Below are 15,282 nucleotides of genomic sequence, written 5' to 3'. Positions count from 1 at the left end.
CCGTTCGGACGCCCGGACGGCGCGGCCCGCTGACGTTTGACCTGGTCAGGACGTCGGCGGGTGTTCCGCGCGCCAGTTCTTGATCATCTGTTCCATGTCGGTGTGGATGAAGGCGAAGAAGTCCGCTGCCTCGGTCAGCCGGCGCGCGACGGGGGAGTCGGCGTCGAAGAGGGCAGCACCGGAGCGGCTGGTCGACTCCCACTCGCTGAGCGCCAGGTTGCGGCGCTCCAGGATCGCGGCGAAGACGTCCTCGCGGATCCGGTAGTGGTCCTTGCGCGAGCCCGGCAGCCGCTCGCGGGAGATGAACGAGACCTGGAGCAGCTGGCGTACGGCGCCGGAAACGGCCGGCTGACTGATCTGCAGCGACTCGGCGAGCTCGGACGCCGTCATCGTCCCGGTCGGGCTGACCAGCATCGCGCCCATCACCCGGGCCGACATCGTCGGCACGCCGCTGTTCGCCAGCACCCCCGCGAATCGCTCCACGAACTGGCTGACGGCCTCCCGGCTCGGTTCCTCACCCATGGTTGAAGCTTACAATAATTCTATCTATCGCAACTATCACAGACTTCTGATATTTTGAATTCATGACCTCGACCATCGATACCGCAGGGCAGACGCTGACCGGCGCCCGCCGCTTCGGTGTGCTCATCGCACTGTGTCTCGCCGTCCTCGTGCTCGGTCTGGACACCACCGTGCTCAACGTCGCGCTGCCGACGCTGGCCAAGGACCTGGAAGCGTCCACCAGCCAGCTGCAGTGGATGGCGAACAGCTACAACCTGGTGCTCGCCGCACTGCTGCTGCCGGCCGGTCTGCTCGGCGACCGGTACGGGCGGCGCAAGATCATCGCGATAGCGCTCACTCTGTTCGGCCTCGCGTCGCTGGCCTGCGCACTCGCGGACTCGGCCGGTCAGCTGATCGCCGCCCGCGCGTTCCTCGGGATCGGCGCGGCGATGATCGTCCCGGTCGCGCTCTCGCTGATCACCGTGCTGTTCCGCACCGCGGAGGAGCGGAAGAAGGCGATCGGGTTCTTCGTCGTTGCCAACAGCATCGGTATGCCGCTCGGCCCGATCGTCGGCGGCCTGCTGCTCGACCATGCCGGCTGGCAGTGGATCTTCGTGATCAACATCCCGATCGCGTTCCTGGCAGCGGTAGCGGTCACGCTGCTCGTCCCGGAGAGCCGGAGCGCGAACCGCCCGGCGATCGACTGGCTCGGCATGATCCTGTCGAGCGCCGGCCTCGCGGCCCTCGTGTACGGCGTGACCAAGGCGGGGGAGGCGTCCTGGGGCGACACCGGGACGATCGTGTTCCTCGGGCTCGCCGTCGTACTGATCGCCGGGTTCCTGGTGTGGCAGCGGCGCAACAGCGAACCGTTGATCGAGCTGCGGCTGTTCAGCGAGCGGGTGTTCACCGGTGGCGCCGTACTGCTGACGGTGTCGGTGTTCGCGATCTTCGGTTTGCTGTTCACGATGCCGCAGTACTTCCAGGGCATCAACGGCTCGGACGCGCTGCACACCGGCCTCAAGCTGCTGCCGTTCATCGGCGGTATGACGGTCGGCGCGAAGCTGGCCGAGCCGGTGGAGGCGAAGGCCGGTACGCGGCTCGTGGTGATGGCCGGGTTCGTGGTGATGGCGGGCGGGTTCGTGCTCGGTGCCTTCACCGACCTCGGGACCGGGTACGGGTACACCGCGACCTGGTTCGCGGTCGTCGGGTTCGGCCTCGGGTGCTCGATGCCGCAGGCAATGAACGCGGCGCTCGGCGTGCTCGACCCGGAGCGGGCCGGGACCGGATCGGGCCTGTTGCAGGCGTTCCGGCAGGTTGGTGGCACGGTCGGCGTCGCCGTACTCGGCACTGTGCTGAACTCGGTCTACCGGAACAACGTCGACACCGCCGGGTTGCCCGCGCAGGCGGCCGATGCGGTGGAGAAGAGCCTGGCCGGCGGACTCGCAGTCGCCGAGAAGGCTGGTTCGCCGGCGCTCCTGGAGAACGTCCGGGACGCCTTCATCAACAGCCTCAACACCACGATGTGGGTCTCGGCCGGTATCGCGGTCGCCGGCGCGATTCTCGCCGCGGTCCTGATGCCGGCGAGGGCCGAGAAGCCCTCGCAGGACGCTCTGATGGGTGTCAAGCCGGACGCCTGACCAGACAGCACAGCGCCCGCTCCCCGAAGCGAGGAGCGGGCGCTGTGACGTGTGTCAGCTGAGCTCGAGGCCCGGGTACAGCGGGAACTTGTCGAGCATCTCGGCCGAGGCGGCCTTGGTCTTGTCGGCGACACCGTCGGCCAGCACGTACTTCGCCTTGGACGGAGCGCCCGCGGCGGTGGTCGTCGGCGTCGTCGCGGACAGGACGTCGACGATCAGCTCGGCGACCCGGTCGAACTCGTCGCCGCCGAAGCCGCGCGTGGTGAGCGCCGGCGTACCGATCCGGACACCGGAGGTGTACCAGGCGCCGTTCGGGTCCCGCGGTACGGCGTTCCGGTTGGTGACGATGCCCGCGTCGAGCAGCGCCGACTCGGCCTGCCGGCCGGTGATGCCGTACGACGAGACGTCGAGCAGCACCAAGTGGTTCTCGGTGCCGTCCGTCACCAGCTTCACGCCACGCTTCATGAGGCCCTCGGCCAGCGTGACCGCGTTGTCGGCGACGGACTGCGCGTAGTCCTTGAACGACGGCTGCCGCGCCTCGGCCAGCGCGACCGCCTTCGCGGCCATCGTCTGGCTGAGCGGACCGCCGAGGACCATCGGGCAACCGCGGTCGACCGCGTCGGCGTACTCCGGCTGGCAGAGCACCATGCCGCCGCGCGGGCCGCGCAGCGACTTGTGGGTCGTGGTCGTGGTGACGTGCGCGTGCGGGACCGGGTCGAAGTCGCCGGTGAAGACCTTGCCCGCGACCAGGCCGGCGAAGTGCGCCATGTCGACCATCAGGGTCGCGCCGACCTCGTCGGCGATCTCGCGCATCTTGGCGAAGTTCACCTTGCGCGGGTACGCCGAGTAGCCGGCGATCAGGATCAGCGGTTTGAACTCGCGCGCGGTCGCGGCGACCTTGTCGTAGTCGAGCAGCCCGGTCTCCGGGTCGGTGCCGTAGGAGTGCTGGTTGAACATCTTGCCGGAGATGTTCGGCCGGAAACCGTGCGTCAGGTGACCGCCGGCATCCAGCGACATGCCGAGCATCTTCTGGTCGCCGAGCGCCTTGCGGAGCTTGGTCCAGTCCTCGTCGGACAGGTCGTTGACGTGCTTGGCGCCCGCCTCGGCCAGCGCCGGGGACTCGATCCGCTGCGCCAGGATCGCCCAGAACGCGACCAGGTTCGCGTCGATGCCGGAGTGCGGCTGGACGTAGGCGTGCGGGGCGCCGAACAGCTCACGGGCGTGGTCGGCGGCGGTCTGCTCGACGGTGTCGACGTTCTGGCAGCCGGCGTAGAAGCGGTGCCCGATGGTGCCCTCGGCGTACTTGTCCGACAGCCAGTTGCCCATCGTGAGCAGGGTGGCGGGGGAGGCGTAGTTCTCGCTCGCGATCAGCTTCAGCGAGGACCGCTGGTCGGCGAGTTCGGCCTTGATCGCGCCGGCGATGGTGGGTTCCACCGCGGCGATCACCTGCAGCGCGTTGTTGTACGCAGCCGACGCGGCGGCAGCATCGAAGGACTGAGTCATCGTTGTCTCTCCTGCGGTTGCAGTGGTCGAAGGCACCCAGGCGCACGGTGCCGACGGGTTTCGCTCCCCGGTGGTTCTCCACCTTCAGCGCGCCAGTCGCGACGCGCTCACCTTATATCGTCCGGGCGAGGATCGACTCGAACGGTGTCGTCCGTGGGAGCGTCCCGAACACGCCACCCCAGTCGTTGGCCAGCCGGGACGCCACGAACACGTCCGCGACCTCCGGCGTCGAGTGCCGAATCAGCAGCGACGCCTGCAGGCACAGGGCCATCCGCGCGGCCAGTCGCCGCGCCCCGGCCTCGGCGTTCTCGATGTCAGCAAGCGCTTGCAGTACGTCGTTGACCGCCGCGTCGAGCCGCGCGTCGGCACCCTGGACCGAGCCGATCTCGAGCAGCCACGCCTCGAGCGACTCCGGGCGGCGGAGCGCACGCAGTACGTCGAGCGCGTTGACGTTGCCCGATCCTTCCCAGATCGAGTTCAGCGGCGACTCGCGGTAGAGCAGCGGCAGCCCGGACTCCTCGACGTACCCGTTGCCGCCGAGACACTCCAGCGCCTCCGCGACCATGAACGGCGTCCGCTTGCACACCCAGAACTTCGCGAGGGGAAGCGCGATCCGCCGGAAGGCTGCTTCCTTCGGGTCTGAGGAATCCACCGCAGCAGCCAGGCGCATGGCGAGTGCGGTAGCTGCTTCGCTTTCCACAGCTAGGTCTGACAGCACGTTCTGCATCGCGGGCTTGTCGGCGAGCAGGCCGCCGAAGGCCGAGCGGTGCCGCGTGTGCCAGGTCGCTTCGACGAGTGCGCGCCGCTGGAGCGCGGCCGAGCCGAGAACGCAGTCCAGCCGGGTCGCCGCGACCATCTCGATGATCGTGCGGACGCCGGCGCCCTCGTCCCCGAGGCGGTACCCGATCGTGCCGTGGAACTCGACCTCGCTGGACGCGTTCGAGCGGTTGCCCAGCTTGTCCTTCAGCCGCTGCAGCGCGAACGGGTTCCGGTTGCCGTCGGCAAGAACCCGCGGCACGACGAAGCAGCTCAGCCCGTCCGGCGCCTGTGCGAGCACCAGGAACAGGTCCACCTGGGGCGCCGAGCAGAACCACTTGTGCCCGTTCAGCTGGTACACATCGCCGGCGGGCGTCGCCGTCGTGAGGTTCGCCCGTACGTCGGAACCACCCTGCTTCTCGGTCATCCCCATCCCGGCCAGTACGCCGAACTTCTCGGCGGCCGGCAGCCGGCGTACGTCGTACTGCGTGGAGGCGAGCTGTGGGATCCATTCCTTCGCGAGTTGCTCGTCCGCCTTGAGCGCGGGCACGGCGGCGTACGTCATCGAGATCGGGCAGCCGTGGCCCGGCTCGACCTGCGACCACAGGAAGAACCCGGCCGCGCGGGTCAGGTGTGGCGACGGTCGCTCGCTGGTCCACGGCGCCGCCTGCAGCCCGAACCCGACGGCCTGCTCCATCAGCCAGTGCCATGACGGGTGGAAGTCGACCTCGTCGATCCGGTTCCCGTAGCGGTCGTGGCTGCGCAGCACGGGCGGGTTCTGGTTCGCCGGGAGAACGTGAGAGAGCGCTTCCTCGGATCCCGCGAGCTCGCCGATCCTGTGCAGACCGGGGTCGCCGGCGAGGTCGGCGTACGGACGCAGAGCGTCACCGAGCGCCGGGTCCTGGGTGAAGAAGTTCACGCCCCGCAGTGGGGGAGCCTGATTCGTTACCGCGAATGGGTCCGCCATGTCAGTACGGTAAGCGGTATGGCACGTTCTGGGGCAGGACCCACGGGTGGGAGCTCCCTCTCATTGGCATGGGTCCGCAAAGTCCCCGCGACGACCTGGAAGCTGATCACCCAGACGATCGGGGTCTGTCTGCGCTACCGGGTCACGGGACTCGCGGCCGAGGGGGCGTTCTTCGCGATCCTCTCGCTGCCGCCGCTGATCTTCGGGCTGGCAGGCTCGCTCGGTTACATCGCGAGCAAGTGGTTCGAGGTCGAGACGATCAACGACATCAAGCAGCAGATCGCCGAACTGGCGGCCCGGGCGCTGACCGACGACTCGGTCCAGAGCGTGATCGTGCCGACGCTGAACCAGGTGCTGAACGGCGGGCGTCCGGACGTCATCTCGATCGGTTTCGTGCTGGCGCTCTGGTCCGGCAGCCGCGCGCTGAACGTGTTCGTGGACACCATCACGATCATGTACGGGATGGGCGGCAAGCGCGGCATCGTCCGCACCCGCGCGCTGTCGTTCTCGCTGTACTGCGCGGCGCTGGTGATCGGCGTGATCGTCCTGCCGCTGGTGCTGGCCGGACCCGACGCGGTCGACGCACTCCTGCCGCACCGGCTGGACTTCCTGAACCAGCTGTACTGGCCGGTGGTCACGATCCTGTCCGCGGGCTTCCTGAACACCCTGTACCACCTCTCGGTCCCGATCCGGACGCCGTGGGTCTCGGACCTGCCGGGGTCGTTCCTGGCGCTGTCGATCTGGATCCTGGGCAGCTTCGTGCTCCGGTGGATCCTGCAGAGCACGGTCGGCGGTACGTCGATCTACGGTCCGCTGGCGGCGCCGATCGCCGTACTGATGTGGCTCTACATGAGCGCCATCGCCGTACTGATCGGTGCGGCGCTGAACGCGGTCGTGGACCGGCTGTGGCCGCACAAGCAGCACGTCGCTGAGGTGAAGCAGGCCGAGGTCGACGCGGACGCGGACGCTGACGACGAGGACGAGGTCGAGCCGGTGATGAAGGCGGAGCCGGATCCGCACCACCACGAAGAGGGCTACGTGCCGACGCCGGTGGAGTCGGAGGAGCGCCCGGAGGCGGCCATCGGACGGAAGGTGGAGAAGCTCGCCAAGCGGCCCCGTAAGGCTGCTCCCTCCGCTGCGCCTCGACCTGAGCCTGAGCCTGAAGCTCAAGGTGAGCCTGAGGTTCCGCGGAAGGCCGCGTCGGTCGGAAAATCCGGTGCGCAGGGTGACACCGACGACCTAGGCTGACGGCATCGCGACACACGGTTCCGGCTCGGGACCGCTGGGATTCGGAAGGGAGGCACCTGCCATGAGCTTGCAACAGGCCCACTGGGCCGCTGTCTCCCGCACCGTCCGTCCGCTGAGCTGATCTCGCGGCCGGACCCTCTGAAAGGTTCGCCGCATGTCAGCCACGCTTCAGGCCCTGGGACTCGACAGTTCCACGGCCGAGTTTCTGCAGTCCGTCCCGGAGGACCTCGTCCCGGGACGCGTCGCCCGGGTCGACAAGGGCCTGGCGACGGTTTTGACCGAGGACGGTCCGGTCCGCGCCAGCTGGTCCGGTGCGTTGCTCGCCGAGATGGCCGCCGACGCGCAGGCCGGCCCCTGCACAGGGGACTGGGTCGTACTGCGTTTCTGGCCGGACGACCGGATCACGCTCGAGTCGGTGCTGCCCCGCCGTACGACGATCGTCCGGGCGGAGGTCGGCGGCTCGTCCCGCGGGCAGGTGCTCGCGTCCAACGTCGACGTGATCGCGATCGTCGTCGGGCTGGTCCCGGAGCCGAACATCGTGCGCATCGAGCGGTTCCTGGCGTTGGCCTGGGAGAGCGGTGCGCGACCGGTCGTCGTACTGACGAAGTCCGACCTCGTCGGGGATGCCGAGTCGGTGGCCGAGGACGTGGCGGTCGCCGCGCCGGGTGCCGACGTACTCGTGTGCAGCGCGACCACGGGCGCGGGTATGGACGACGTACGGGCGCTGCTGGACGGGAACGCGACGCTAGCGTTGCTAGGTTCGAGTGGCGCGGGCAAGTCGTCACTGGTGAATGCACTGGCCGGCGTAGAGCTGCTGGACGTGCAGGACATCCGTGAGGACGGGAAGGGCCGGCATACCTCGGTACGGCGCGAGCTGATCGCGCTACCTCAGGGCGGGGTCGTCATCGACACGCCTGGGCTGCGGGGGATCGGTCTGCAGGAGAGCGGGGAGGGGCTGGCCGCGGCATTCCCGGACATCACGGCGTTGGCAGAGCAGTGCAAGTTCAAGGACTGCTCACACGTGATGGAGCCCGAGTGCGCGGTCCAGGCGGCGTTGGAGGACGGGTCGCTGCCGTACCGGCGCTACGACAGCTGGGTGAAGCTGCAGCGCGAGGCGGCGCACATGGCCCGTCGCGCGAACGTCCGGCTCCGGACCGAGGCGAAGAAGGAATGGGTCCGCGCCAGCAAGTCCTACCGCCGCGACCACAAGCCTCGACCGTAGCCCCTCCTTCTGCTGTTTTGTTCTGCAGTGAAAGGATCGGTTGTATGAACCGATCGGTGCTGGTGACGGGGGCTTCGCGGGGGATCGGTGCGGCGGCGGCGCGGGCGTTCGCCGCCGCGGGTGACCGGGTCGCGATCCATTACAGCGCCTCCGCGGACGCCGCGGCGCAGGTGCTGAAGGAGCTGCCGGGGTCGGGACATCTGACGGTGCAGGCAGACCTGGCGGATCCGGAGGCGATCGAGGCGATGGTGTCGGACGCCGCCGCGGCGCTGGGCGGGATCGACGTACTCGTGAACAACGCCGGCGTGTATCACCCGCACCGGATCCGCGAGACGACGTACGCCGAATGGCAGCAGGCGTGGGCGGACACGCTCGCGGTGAATCTCGTTGGTCCGTCCAACGTCACGTGGTGCGCGGTGCGGCACATGGCGCGCGGCGGCCGGATCGTGAACGTGTCGTCCCGCGGCGCGTTCCGCGGCGAACCGAACCAGCCGGCGTACGGCGCCTCGAAGGCGGCGATCGTCTCGTTCACGCAGTCGTTGGCGCGGGCGTTGGGGCCGGAAGGGATCGCGGTGACCGCGATCGCGCCGGGCTGGACCGTCACCGACATGGCCGCGGTGAACCTGGCCGGTGAGGGGTACGACCGCCGCCGGCTGGAGAGCCCGCTCGAGCGTGTGGCCGATCCGTCCGAGGTCGCGGCCGCGATTCTGTACCTGGCGTCGCGCGAAGCCGAGTTCGCCACCGGGACCGTCCTCGACTTCAACGGCGGCTCGTACCTGCGGATGTAAATCCGTTCGCTCGACGCCTGGGGACTGGTTAGGGTCCTTTCGTGCATCGCATCATCACTCCGCCGGCCGCCGTTTAGCGGACGGCATCCTCGCGCTCAGGTCTTCCGGCCTGGGCTTCTTCGGGCTGTTCGCAGACGCCCCGACCATTCGTTGCGAACATCTTCCCGGAGTGTCCGATGCATCATCGTCTCTCGACGAGGCGTGCCCTCGTCTACGTCGTTCTCGCCGCCCTGGCCTGGGGCACCGGCGGCCCGACCGGCGCCCTGCTGTCCCAGTACGCCGGCCTCACACCACTGGCCACGTCCTTCTGGCGCCTGGCCGCAGCTGTTGTGTGGCTGACTCTCGCGCGCCTCGCCCGGCCCGTACTCGCGGCCGGCCCGCTCCGACCAGTGCTCGCGGCTAGCCCGCTCCGCCACGTCTTGAGCGGTTTGGGTCTGGCCGTTTGTCAGCTCGGCTACTTCACCGCCATCCCGCGCGTTGGCGTCGGTATAGCCACCGTGATCGCGTTGGGCGCGGCCCCGATCTTCATCACGGTCGCCGCTCGCGAACGGCTGACCCCAGCTCTCTTCGCTGCCGTGGTCGGCCTCGTCCTCCTGTCCGCCACCAGCGGCACAGCCAACCTCACCGGCATCGCAGCAGCCGTGATGTCCGCGGCGGGCTACTCGCTGACAACGCTCTTGAACCGCAACACGCCGGACCCCCTGACCACTGCGCTTCTGGGCTTCACCGCAGGCGCTTTGCTCCTGGCACCCTTCGCCGCGCTGCCCACGACGCTCATCGGCTGGCTGCTGATCGCGTACTTCGGACTGGTGCCCACCGCTGTCGCCTACACCCTGTTCTACGTCGGCCTGAGAACTCTCAAAGCGTCGACGGCGGCAGTTCTAGCGCTGCTAGAACCAGTAGTGGCGGCGACGATCGGCGTCCTCGCGTTTCACGAACGACTGACCCCGCTAGCACTGCTAGGCGCCGCAGTGCTTCTGCTGGCGGTAGCGGCCCAGAGCCGCCGCTGAAATGCGAACAGGCGGTGGGCGCTTTCGCACCCACCGCCTGTTTGTTGTGGACGATACTGGGATCGAACCAGTGACCTCTTCCGTGTCAGGGAAGCGCGCTACCGCTGCGCCAATCGTCCTCGAGGTGGAGACGGGATTCGAACCCGTGTACACGGCTTTGCAGGCCGTTGCCTCGCCTCTCGGCCACTCCACCATGAGGCCAATCCGCCACTGAGGACGGTGGCCTGCCGAACCCTCTCCGAGCGGACGACCGGGTTCGAACCGGCGACCTCAACCTTGGCAAGGTTGCGCTCTACCAACTGAGCTACGTCCGCGCTGCGCTCCGTCGCGTTTCCGCTCCGTGCGAGAGCAGAACAGTAGCGCACTTTGCGCCCGGACAAAAACCCGATTTCACCGGGTCCCGACGAGCCTGAATCGCACCTCATCCGTCACACGAGTCCCATCGATTCTGTCCACTCGCCACGCCGTCCGGTCACATCTTCAGCGATACCAGATCGACGTTTTCAAGGTACTCCGCATCGCCCCGGAGATCGATCGCGGCGACACGCCCGTCGACCACGGTGAAAGAGAACACAATCAGCGGTTCGCCACGCTGCATCCAAACCAGGCCGGGCATTCCGTCGACCAGTACCAGCTTTGCGGCGGCCGCTCGACCGGAGAACTCCTGCGCGACCCGGGCAGCTCCTGCGAGCGCCGGCATACCTCCATAGGCCGCGGCGCCTGCGTCAGCGCGTACGACGACCTCCGGGTCGAGCACGTGAAGCAGTCCCGAGAAGTCCGCACCACGTGCCGCGGCGAGGAAGGCGGTGACGACTTCCTTCTGCCGCACCACGTCGACGTCGGTCGGTTCCGGCGTACCGCGGACCCGTCGTCGCGCCCGGCTGGCGATCTGGCGCGCGGCGGCGGGCGACTTGCCGATGATCGGCGCGATGTCCTCGAACGGTACGGCGAACAGATCGTGCAGCACGAACGCGAGGCGCTCGGCCGGCGACAGCGTCTCGAGAACCACTAGCAGTGCTAGCCCGACCGAATCGGCCTGTACTGCTTCGAGTTCGGGATCCGGTACGACGTCGTCCGCGAGGACCGGGGAGTGCTCGCCGACCGGCAACTCCGGCCGCCCGCGCCGGGTTCGCAGCATGTCGAGGCAGATCCGCCCGACCACGGTAGTCAGCCAGCCGCCGAGATTGTCGATCGTCGCGCTGTCGCTGCGACTGAGCCGGATCCAGGTCTCCTGGACCGCGTCCTCGGCCTCGGGTTCGGAGCCCAGGATCCGGTACGCGACAGCCCGCAGCCGGTCCCGGTTCTGCTCGAACCGCGTCGCGAGCCAGTCGTCGCCGCCCATCCGGATCACATCCTTCACCTGTCATATGTTGAGCTGTCACACTGACCGGCCGAGCGCCGTCATCCGATTGACGGAGCACGAGCACCACATGTGACAGAGGAGTGAGCGATGACGGCCGAGGCCCGCCCATTGGAGGTCCGCAAGCAGGACACCCTGAACCGTCTGGAGAAGGACGTCGACGCCTGGGTATCGACGGCGTCGCTCGACGGTACGCCGTACTTGATGCCGCTTTCGTTCTTGTGGAGCGACGGGACCTTGCTGCTGTCGACGTCGCGGTCCAACCCGACGGCGCGGAACCTCCTGGCGAATCCCGTCGTACAGCTGACGCTGGGGGAGATGCGCGACGTGATCCACGTGAGCGGCACGGTCTCGGTCGTGGAGGCGTCGGAGGCCGAGGGTGCGGCGTTCGCGGCGAAGGCCGGCTTCGACCCGCGTCCGCTGCCGAACTACCCGTTCTTCCGTGTCACACCGACGAAGATCCAGGCCTGGCGCGAGGTCAACGAACTCAAGGACCGCGTACTGATGGACAACGGCACCTGGGTCGTCTGACTCACCAGAGGAACGCCAGCTCCGACATCGCGAGATGCGACCGCTGCGTCATCCAGACGTTGAGGCAGACGCGCAGTTCGGCTTCGGAGCCCGCCAGCCCGAGCGAAGCGAAGGCGTCCGGCTGCGGGGCGGGCGGTGGTGTGGTGAGCGACCGGCGAACCCGACCCGCACTGGTGAGCTAACTGCCCAACCCAGCCACCGGAGCCGAGCGAAGCGAAGGCGCAAGGGGGTGCGGGTGGCGGAGCCCCCGCTTGCGGCAAGCGCAGCGCAGCCGCATGAAATGACGAAGGTGGCACGGTTCGCGCTTTCCGCGAACACATGCCGCCTGCCGGATTCGTGGGCGATACTGGGTTCGAACCAGTGACCTCTTCGGTGTGAACGAAGCGCGCTACCACTGCGCCAATCGCCCGGGGTGGTACTGATGTTTCTTGTGTGGTGTTGCGGGTGAAACCATAGCGCATGATGAAGCGACGATCTAATCGGGCCGGGCTACTCTTGCTGCAGGACGGAGACCCCGTCGCGTTGGAGACGTGATTGTGACTTTCTCGCACGACACCGAGCAGGCACTCGGGACGCTGGTCCGGCTCGTCAACACGATGCCCGGACCGAACAGCCAGGTCGATTCGCTGGACACCCTGGAGGAACTGGAGAAGTTCGTCCAGGAACGGGAGTTCAGCGCGGTCGACACGCTGACGGACAAGGACCTGGCCGAGGTCCGCGACCTGCGGCCGTTGTTCGCACCGGTGTTCACCACGGATTCCGACGCGTCCGCGGCGACGATGATCAACGCGATCATCGCGCGCGGTACGTCGACTCCGCGGCTGACCAACCACGACGGGCATCCGTGGCACATCCATTACTCCCGCGCGGGCGCGTCGATGGCGTGCCGGATCACGGTGGAGTGCGGGATCGCGCTGGCGCAGGTCATCTCGGCCGGCGAGCGCGAACGCCTCCGCAGATGTGAGGCGCCGGACTGCGACGACGCCCTGATCGACCTGTCCCGCAACCGCTCCAAGCGGTACTGCGACGCCCGCACCTGCGGCAACCGCCTACACGTAGCCGCCTACCGAGAACGCCGCAAAGCCTCCGGCGAGTAACACCCAGCCGGCGGGCACTCGGCGCACGTCCCACCGGCGGACCCGTCGATCGCCGACTCGGCACACGCATGACGGCGCGTGCCCGTCGGCGAGCCGGTCGGCGTACGCCGTCACGGGTTGTCGATGACGACGACCGACTCGGCCGAGGCATCACGGCGCCGAGCGGTTGCGCCGACTCCGCGTACGCGTCACACCGCCGGGTCAGTACGGCGACACCCTCCGCAAGCGAGACCAGGTCGGCGTCGCCTGATAACTCGAACGGATATCCCCTCCTGTTGGGGGTTCTCTGTTGGTGTTACAGGGGAGAACCCCCAACGCGAGGGGATATCCCCTCGCGTTGGAACGGGCTGGCGGCGGTGGGCGGGTTCGTGGGTGTCGAAGGCTTCGCGGGTGGCCCGTTCGGTGGTTGCGTTGTGGAGCCGGACGGCCGGGTCAGCGCGGGCCGGTGCTCTTTGCGGAACCTTTTGTGCGTCTGGCGGCAGTTATGTTCCGGAGAGAGTGGGGGCTACGGGTTGGGGTTCTCCGTGGAGCGTTCGGTGAAGATCTTGGCGACCTGGGCGGTGATCGTGCCGGGAGCGGGGAGGTCGCGGTCGTCGACACGCTGGATGCCCTGGACATCACGCGTTGTCGATGTGAGGAAGATCTCCTCGGCCTCGAACAGTTGCTCCAGCGGTACGTCGCGCTCGACGCCGCCGAACCATTCGAGGACGAGTCCGCGCGTCACGCCGGCCAGTGCGCCTGACTCGAGCGTCGGCGTGACGAGCTCACCGTCGTACACGCAGAAGATGTTCGAGCCGGTGCCTTCGCTGAGGTTGCCGATCGTGTTGGCGAAGATCGCCTCGCTGCCGCCGCGTTCCTTCGCGTAGGCGAGGGCGCGGACGTTCTCGGCGTACGACGTGGTCTTGAGGCCGGCGACCGCGCTGCGTTCGTTGCGCACCCACGGGACTGTGACGATCGCGGATACCGGCGACGGGCGCTTGATCTCTTGCGTCGCGATCAGGACGGTCGGGCCGGAGGTGCCGCGGTCCGACGACAGCGGGGAGACACCGCCCGTGTACGTGATCCGGAGCCGGCCGAACGGGATGCCGGGATCGGCCGCGACCACCGCGTCGATACCGGCCTCGATCGCGGCGACATCCGGCGCCGGGAGGCCGAGCCCGACCGCCGAGCGGACGAGCCGGTCGAGATGCCGCCGGACCGCGAACGGGCGGCCGCTCTCGATCTTGATCGTCTCGAAAACGCCGTCACCGGTGGTCAGCCCGTGGTCCAGCGGCGAGACCGTCGCCTCGTCGTCCAGCAAGGCGCCGTTGAGCCAGATACGCATGTGGTGCTCCTTCCGCGGAACACCTTAGTGCGCAGGTGATCCCGGTCCGCGCGGGAGTCCGAAGGTGAGCAGTTGATGACGGTACGTCGACGTACCGGAGACCCCGGTTTTTGAACTGAGGCGGAGATGGGCTAATGTTCTTCTCGCGCCGGAGAGACGGAAACCGGGCGCACTGCGGACGTAGCTCAGTTGGTAGAGCGCAACCTTGCCAAGGTTGAGGTCGCCGGTTCGAACCCGGTCGTCCGCTCGGAGAGGGTTCGGCAGGCCAGCTTTCTCAGTGGTGGAGTGGCCGAGAGGCGAGGCAACGGCCTGCAAAGCCGTGTACACGGGTTCGAATCCCGTCTCCACCTCGAGGACCCCAACAGGTTCCCTTGGACGATTGGCGCAGCGGTAGCGCGCTTCCCTGACACGGAAGAGGTCACTGGTTCGATCCCAGTATCGTCCACGAAGCCGATAGGCGAGGTGTGTCGCGCAGTTCCTGCGCTGACCGCCTCGCCTTCGTCATTTGTGCGGCTGCGCTGCGCTTGCCGCGAGCGGGGGCTCGGCCACCCGCACCCCCTTGCGCCTTCGCTTCGCTCGGCTCCGTGGTCGGGTTGGCAGTCGGCTCACCAAGCGCGGGTCGGGTTCGCCGGTCGCTCACCACACGACCGCCCGCCCCGCAGCCGGACGCCTTCGCTTCGCTCGGCTGCGGTGGTTGGGTTGGGCGGTTAGCTCACCTGTGCGGGTCGGGTTTCCATCTCAGTCGCCAAGCGAGCGGCTAGGTGGTGGGGGTGTGGAGGAAGCGGCGGCTGGTGGTGGGGGGTAGTTCTTGCATGCCGGCGGATTGCATTACGTGGGCTGAGGCGTCGTTCGTCAGGTGGCATTCGCCCCAGACCGTTACGTCCAGGTGGGTTAGGGCGGCAGCTAGGGCCTCGGTGGCGTAGCCATTGGAGCGGTGGGCGGGGTGGATGGCGTAGCCGAAGCTCCAGTCGGCGGTGGGGTCGTCGCTGACGCCCAGGCCCAGCCAGCCGACGGGGGTGGCGTCGGTTCGGCGGGTGGGGATCAGTTGGAGGTGGGTGCCGTCTCGGGTGGTGGGGCTGCTGTGGAGGTCCAGCCATTCGCGGACGGCCTGTTCGTCGCGGGGGCCGAAGTCGTCCATGAAGCGGGCGACACGGGGATCGGTCCAGAGCTCCACCAGGGCCTGGAGGTCGGACTCGATCGGCCAGCGGAGAGCCAGCCTGCGAGTGGTGAGTGGCAGCTCCATCCCGGCAAGCTAGCCGCCGCCGTCAGTCGGGCGCGACCGGATTTCGGGAAAGAGTTCGATAACGGGCAAACAGATGTACGATCATCATCAAACAA

13 protein-coding genes, 7 tRNA genes and 1 riboswitch are annotated in these 15,282 nt (G+C 68.1%); of the genes, 10 read left to right on the top strand and 10 right to left on the bottom strand.

Annotation, left to right across the window (positions count from 1 at the left end):
- Window positions 1-45: 45 nt before the first annotated feature.
- The gene (locus tag E0H45_RS42115) at window positions 46-522 is read right to left on the bottom strand and encodes a GbsR/MarR family transcriptional regulator (protein WP_131348456.1); all 477 of its coding nucleotides are present in this window, start codon (window positions 520-522) and stop codon (window positions 46-48) included.
- A 62-nt stretch (window positions 523-584) separates the two neighbouring features.
- On the opposite strand from E0H45_RS42115, the gene E0H45_RS42110 reads away from it, so the two are divergent.
- Entirely contained in the window at window positions 585-2,138 is a 1,554-nt protein-coding gene (locus tag E0H45_RS42110) for a DHA2 family efflux MFS transporter permease subunit (protein WP_131348454.1), read from the top strand.
- Window positions 2,139-2,192: 54 nt separating this feature from the next.
- Here the strand turns inward: E0H45_RS42110 and E0H45_RS42105 are convergent, their stop codons facing one another.
- Complete coding sequence (locus tag E0H45_RS42105) at window positions 2,193-3,641, bottom strand: glycine hydroxymethyltransferase (RefSeq protein WP_131348452.1); 1,449 nt, start codon at window positions 3,639-3,641, stop codon at window positions 2,193-2,195.
- Window positions 3,642-3,668: 27 nt separating this feature from the next.
- Window positions 3,669-3,751: riboswitch (ZMP/ZTP riboswitch) on the bottom strand.
- 2 nt (window positions 3,752-3,753) lie between these two features.
- Window positions 3,754-5,364 (bottom strand): acyl-CoA dehydrogenase family protein, encoded by a 1,611-nt coding sequence (locus tag E0H45_RS42100; protein ID WP_131348451.1) that lies wholly within the window; start codon window positions 5,362-5,364, stop codon window positions 3,754-3,756.
- A gap of 18 nt (window positions 5,365-5,382) precedes the next feature.
- Here E0H45_RS42100 and E0H45_RS42095 point away from each other — a divergent pair, with 18 nt between their 5' ends.
- The 4 genes from E0H45_RS42095 (at window position 5,383) to E0H45_RS42080 (ending at window position 9,632) form a co-directional block, all read left to right on the top strand.
- A complete protein-coding gene (locus tag E0H45_RS42095; protein WP_131348450.1) occupies window positions 5,383-6,612 on the top strand; it encodes a YhjD/YihY/BrkB family envelope integrity protein in 1,230 nt (409 codons plus the stop codon).
- A 154-nt stretch (window positions 6,613-6,766) separates the two neighbouring features.
- Window positions 6,767-7,834 (top strand): ribosome small subunit-dependent GTPase A, encoded by a 1,068-nt coding sequence (gene rsgA, locus E0H45_RS42090; RefSeq protein ID WP_131348448.1) that lies wholly within the window; start codon window positions 6,767-6,769, stop codon window positions 7,832-7,834.
- Between the two features lie 44 nt (window positions 7,835-7,878).
- Entirely contained in the window at window positions 7,879-8,622 is a 744-nt protein-coding gene (locus E0H45_RS42085) for an SDR family NAD(P)-dependent oxidoreductase (RefSeq protein WP_131348446.1), read from the top strand.
- A 176-nt stretch (window positions 8,623-8,798) separates the two neighbouring features.
- Window positions 8,799-9,632, top strand: coding sequence for an EamA family transporter (locus E0H45_RS42080; RefSeq protein ID WP_131348444.1), 834 nt, complete (start codon window positions 8,799-8,801; stop codon window positions 9,630-9,632).
- A gap of 47 nt (window positions 9,633-9,679) precedes the next feature.
- Here E0H45_RS42080 and E0H45_RS42075 read toward each other — a convergent pair.
- From E0H45_RS42075 to E0H45_RS42060, 4 genes are all read right to left on the bottom strand, one after another.
- Window positions 9,680-9,751: transfer RNA gene (locus E0H45_RS42075), tRNA-Val, on the bottom strand.
- A gap of 3 nt (window positions 9,752-9,754) precedes the next feature.
- Window positions 9,755-9,825, bottom strand: a tRNA-Cys gene (locus tag E0H45_RS42070).
- A gap of 48 nt (window positions 9,826-9,873) precedes the next feature.
- Window positions 9,874-9,946 (bottom strand) — tRNA-Gly (locus E0H45_RS42065).
- 158 nt (window positions 9,947-10,104) lie between these two features.
- Entirely contained in the window at window positions 10,105-10,992 is an 888-nt protein-coding gene (locus E0H45_RS42060) for a sigma-70 family RNA polymerase sigma factor (protein ID WP_337590437.1), read from the bottom strand.
- Window positions 10,993-11,082: 90 nt separating this feature from the next.
- On the opposite strand from E0H45_RS42060, the gene E0H45_RS42055 reads away from it, so the two are divergent.
- Window positions 11,083-11,523, top strand: coding sequence for a pyridoxamine 5'-phosphate oxidase family protein (locus E0H45_RS42055; RefSeq protein ID WP_131348442.1), 441 nt, complete (start codon window positions 11,083-11,085; stop codon window positions 11,521-11,523).
- Between the two features lie 337 nt (window positions 11,524-11,860).
- Here E0H45_RS42055 and E0H45_RS42050 read toward each other — a convergent pair.
- Window positions 11,861-11,932, bottom strand: a tRNA-Val gene (locus E0H45_RS42050).
- Window positions 11,933-12,059: 127 nt separating this feature from the next.
- Between E0H45_RS42050 and E0H45_RS42045 the strand changes: the two genes are divergently transcribed.
- Complete coding sequence (locus E0H45_RS42045; RefSeq protein WP_131348440.1) at window positions 12,060-12,620, top strand: CGNR zinc finger domain-containing protein; 561 nt, start codon at window positions 12,060-12,062, stop codon at window positions 12,618-12,620.
- A 505-nt stretch (window positions 12,621-13,125) separates the two neighbouring features.
- On the opposite strand, the gene E0H45_RS42040 is transcribed toward E0H45_RS42045, so the two are convergent.
- A complete protein-coding gene (locus E0H45_RS42040; RefSeq protein ID WP_131348438.1) occupies window positions 13,126-13,944 on the bottom strand; it encodes an aminotransferase class IV in 819 nt (272 codons plus the stop codon).
- A 174-nt stretch (window positions 13,945-14,118) separates the two neighbouring features.
- Here E0H45_RS42040 and E0H45_RS42035 point away from each other — a divergent pair.
- The 3 genes from E0H45_RS42035 (at window position 14,119) to E0H45_RS42025 (ending at window position 14,389) form a co-directional block, all read left to right on the top strand.
- Window positions 14,119-14,191 (top strand) — tRNA-Gly (locus E0H45_RS42035).
- Window positions 14,192-14,223: 32 nt separating this feature from the next.
- Window positions 14,224-14,294, top strand: a tRNA-Cys gene (locus E0H45_RS42030).
- Between the two features lie 23 nt (window positions 14,295-14,317).
- Window positions 14,318-14,389 (top strand) — tRNA-Val (locus tag E0H45_RS42025).
- 312 nt (window positions 14,390-14,701) lie between these two features.
- On the opposite strand, the gene E0H45_RS42020 is transcribed toward E0H45_RS42025, so the two are convergent.
- Entirely contained in the window at window positions 14,702-15,187 is a 486-nt protein-coding gene (locus tag E0H45_RS42020) for a GNAT family N-acetyltransferase (RefSeq protein ID WP_131348436.1), read from the bottom strand.
- Window positions 15,188-15,282: the final 95 nt, after the last annotated feature.

The organism is Kribbella soli, from assembly GCF_004331345.1.
Taxonomy (GTDB): domain Bacteria; phylum Actinomycetota; class Actinomycetes; order Propionibacteriales; family Kribbellaceae; genus Kribbella; species Kribbella soli.
The sequence above is the reverse complement of the archived record's forward strand: the minus strand, read 5'-3'. Positions and strand labels throughout refer to the sequence as shown.